At 74.1% G+C, this 3,555-nt stretch carries 2 protein-coding genes; one reads left to right on the forward strand and one right to left on the reverse strand.

Going from position 1 to position 3,555, the window contains the following annotated elements:
- Positions 1-40: 40 nt before the first annotated feature.
- On the reverse strand, positions 41-2,530 hold the full coding sequence (locus tag AB0E96_RS39610; RefSeq protein WP_359831485.1) for a hypothetical protein: 2,490 nt from the start codon (positions 2,528-2,530) through the stop codon (positions 41-43).
- A 298-nt stretch (positions 2,531-2,828) separates the two neighbouring features.
- On the opposite strand from AB0E96_RS39610, the gene AB0E96_RS39615 reads away from it, so the two are divergent.
- A partial coding sequence (locus AB0E96_RS39615) for a GPP34 family phosphoprotein (RefSeq protein ID WP_359831487.1) occupies positions 2,829-3,555 on the forward strand: 727 nt, incomplete at its 3' end.

A 3,555-nucleotide genomic window follows, 5' to 3' on the forward strand; every position in this document is an offset into this window, starting at 1 on the left:
TCCCCTTCTCCTTGCCTCCGTGCCTCGGCGGCTCAACGCCTCACAGCGTGCGCAGCAGCCGGGACTGGATCGACGGCGGGTTCAGATCGGACTGGAGGGCCACCGGGACCTCCGCCTTGTCGTCGCCCGAGCCCACCCGCAGCACGCCGACCTCCTTGCCGGCCGGCTCGCTGTGGCCCATCTTCGCCGACTCCAGGGTGACCGTGCCGGAGATGCCGGGGAAGCCCGCCACCACCAGGTCCTTGGTCGCGACGACCGCGACCTTGCGGCCGAGCCCGTCGTCCACCGAGCCGACGACGTCGCCCTTCTTCACCACGGTCTGACCGGTCACGCCGTTCTGCGCGGCCTGGATCTGCTTGCCGCTGACCTTGAGCACGCTCTCCAGGATGCCGTCCCCCGGGGCGAGCACCGCCGGCGGCTGGCCCAGCGTGACGCCCAGGATCATCCGCTTCACGCCGCCGATCTCCTTGTACGCGGCCCACATCAGGCAGCCGCCGGCCGGGGTGCTGGAGCCGGTCTTGACGCCGATGACGCCGGTCTTCGGGTTGATCAGGTTGTTGGTGTTGGGGATCTTCACGTTGTTGAAGTTGGTCTCCGGGGTGGAGACGATCTGCCGGAAGATCTCGTCCTGCATGACCTGCTCGGCCAGCTTCAGCTGGTCCTTGGCGGTGGACTTGGTGTCCGCGTTGAAGCCCGCCGGGTCGGCGTAGATGGTGTTGGCCATGCCGAACTTGCTCGCGGTGTCGTTCATCAGCTTGACGAACTCGTCCTCGGAGCCGGAGTGGTAGCGGGCGAGCAGCCGGGCCACGTTGTTGGCCGAGGGCAGCATCAGCAGTTCCAGCGCCTGGTACTCGGTGAGCACCTGGCCCTCGGTGAGGGTCACCCGGGACTCGTCCTTGTTCCCGGACTCCTGCGCGGCCTGCTTGTCGACGGTGATCTTCGGGCCGCTCTCCCCCTTCTTCAGCGGGAACTTCTGGAGAATCAGGTAGGCGTTCATCACCTTGGTGACGCTGGCGATCGAGGCCGGCGTCTCCTGGCCCGAGCTGCCGAGGCTGCCCACGCCGACCACCTCGGCGGCGGACTGGCCCTTGGCCGGCCAGGCCAGGTCGAGCGCGTCGCCGGAGAAGCTGAAGCTGCCCGCGGCGGTCATCCTCAGCTTGGGGTCCGGCAGCGGACGCAGCAGCTGGGCCACCGCGAGCGCGCCGAGCACCACGGCGAAGAAGACCGTCCAGATGGTCACCCGCTTGAGGGCGCGCCGCAGCGGCGAGACCGGGCGGGCGTTGAGGGAGGCCAGGACCTCCATCGCCTCGGCGGTGTTCTCCGGCGACGGCAGCGGCTCCGGGGCGGGCAGCGGCTCGGGCTTGGGCAGCGGCGGGACCGGCGGCACCGGCCGCGGGTCGGGCTCCGGCAGCGGCTTCGGGGCCGGTCGGGGAGCGGGGGTCGGCTTCGGCAGCGGCGCCGGGCCGGGGGTCGGCTCGGGCTCGGGGAGGGGCTTGGGCTTCGGCTCCGGCACGGTGCCGGACGCGGGTACGGCGGCCGCGGCGCGCAGCGGCGCGGGCTTCTCCAGCTTCGCGCCCCGGCCCGGCTGCTTGTCCGGCTTCCGGCCCGACGGCTGACCAGGCTGCCCGGTCTTGGTCAGCGCGAGGGTCATGGCGCCCTTCGCGGGGGCGTCCTCGGCGGCGTCGGCGGCGGCGGTGTGCCCGGCGTCCGCGGTCTCCTCCGGGTCGCCCTCCGTCCCGTCGGCCTCGGCGGCCGCGTCGTCGGCCGTCGCCCCTTCGGTCTGTCCTTCAGTCGTTCCTTCGGTCTTTCCTTCGGCCTTCCCGACCGACTCGTCGGCCGGCTTCCCGGTCGGCTCCCCGGCCTCCGCGGCCGCGGAGGCGGAGCCGGAGCCGGTCTCCCCCGACGACTCGGCCGCCTTCTCCCCGGCCTTCCCGGCCTTCCCCGCCACCGCGCCGGCCGTCCGGATGGCGAGACGGGGGTCGGCGGCGACCGGACGCGCGGCGGGCTCGGCCGCCTCCGCGGTGTCCGGCGAGGACTCCTTCTCCTTGTCCCCACCTTCGGAAGTGCTCTCGCCGGCGGGCTTCACCAGCGCCTCGGGCAGCCGCAGCGCGGTGGTCCTGTCGTCCACCGGCAGCCGCAGCATCGTCGTCCTGCTGTCCACATCCCGGACGCGGAGCTCCACGGTCAAGCCGCCCTTGGGCGTCTCCGCGGGAGCGTCGGCGGCCGGCTCCGGAACCGTCTCCGGAGCCGTCTCCGGGCCCGTCCCGCCGGAGGTCTCCGCAGGAGCGTCCGGGGAGGCGTCGGCGGCGGAGGTCCCGGAGGTCCCGGAGGTCGCCCCGGCGGCGCCGGGGGCTGACGCGCGGTCGGCTGACGCACGCTCGGCCGATGCGCCCCGGCCGCCCCCGGCGGCCTCAGTGGCGGCCTCGGCGGCGGCCTCGGCAGCGCCGGCCGACGCACCGGTCCGTTCGCGCTCGCGGTCCCGCTGCCGCTCGTCGCCGTCCCTCAGCACCCTGTCGGGGGACTCGCCCACGTATCCCAGCCTCCTCAACGCCCGGCGGGGCACCGGCGAACCCGATTTCGGGAAGCCGACGCCCCGCTCCGTGTACCTGTACAGTCTCCGCCACCGTCGGCCGATCCGGCCGCGCACACCCCGCCCGACCGGCGCTTATTGTCGGCGCCCGGCCGCACCGCGGTCCGTTCACCGGTCAGACGCCGGGCCCGCCGCCGCCGGTTCCGCGCCTTCACCGCAAGGTCACGATTCGGAGGCGTACTCGACAAGCCCGTGTGAGAGGCGTCACCCTGTCTCTCATCCACGCGGGGAGGCTTGGATGGGCAAGAGCCGCAGAACTGTTCCCGAGGAACTCTTGCTGCTCGCTTTGGACCCGACCACGGGTACCACGGCGCAGCCGCAGACCCTCGACCTCGGACTCGCCGGGGCGCAGCTCGTCGAGCTGTCCCTGGCCGGACGGATCGTACCGGAGGGAGACCGGATCGCCGTCGTGCTCGCACGGCCGACCGGCGACCCGACCCTTGACCACGCACTGGAACTGCTGCGCCGACGCGGCAGTCCGGTCCGCGCGGCGCACTGGATCGGCGGGCCCCGGCTGGGGCTGCGGCAGACGTACCTGGCGCACCTGGAGCGCTGCGGCATGGTCACGGCCGTGCCCGGCCAGGTGTGCGGGGTGCTGCCGACGACCCGGTACCAGGCGTCCGACGACTGCACCAACGCCGCGATCAAGCAGCGGCTGGACACCGCGATCCGCACCGGCGTCCCGCCGGACCCGCGGACGGCCGCGCTCGCCGCGCTCGCCCACTCGGTCGGGCTGGGCAAGCACCTGTACCCGGGCAACGAGGGCCGGTCCTCGCGGTCGCGGCTGCGCGACCTGATCCGGTACGACCCGCTGGGCGGGATGGTCGCGCACGCCGTGATGGACGTGCAGAACGGCCTGCCGGCGCAGCAGAACCGTTCTTCCCAGGGTTCCGGGGCCGCCCCCGGCCGGACGGGGCCCCGGCGCGGCCGGCCGGGGGGGGGGGGGGGGGGGGCCGCCGCCCCGG

The organism is Kitasatospora sp. NPDC036755 (assembly GCF_040636595.1).
Taxonomy (GTDB): domain Bacteria; phylum Actinomycetota; class Actinomycetes; order Streptomycetales; family Streptomycetaceae; genus Kitasatospora.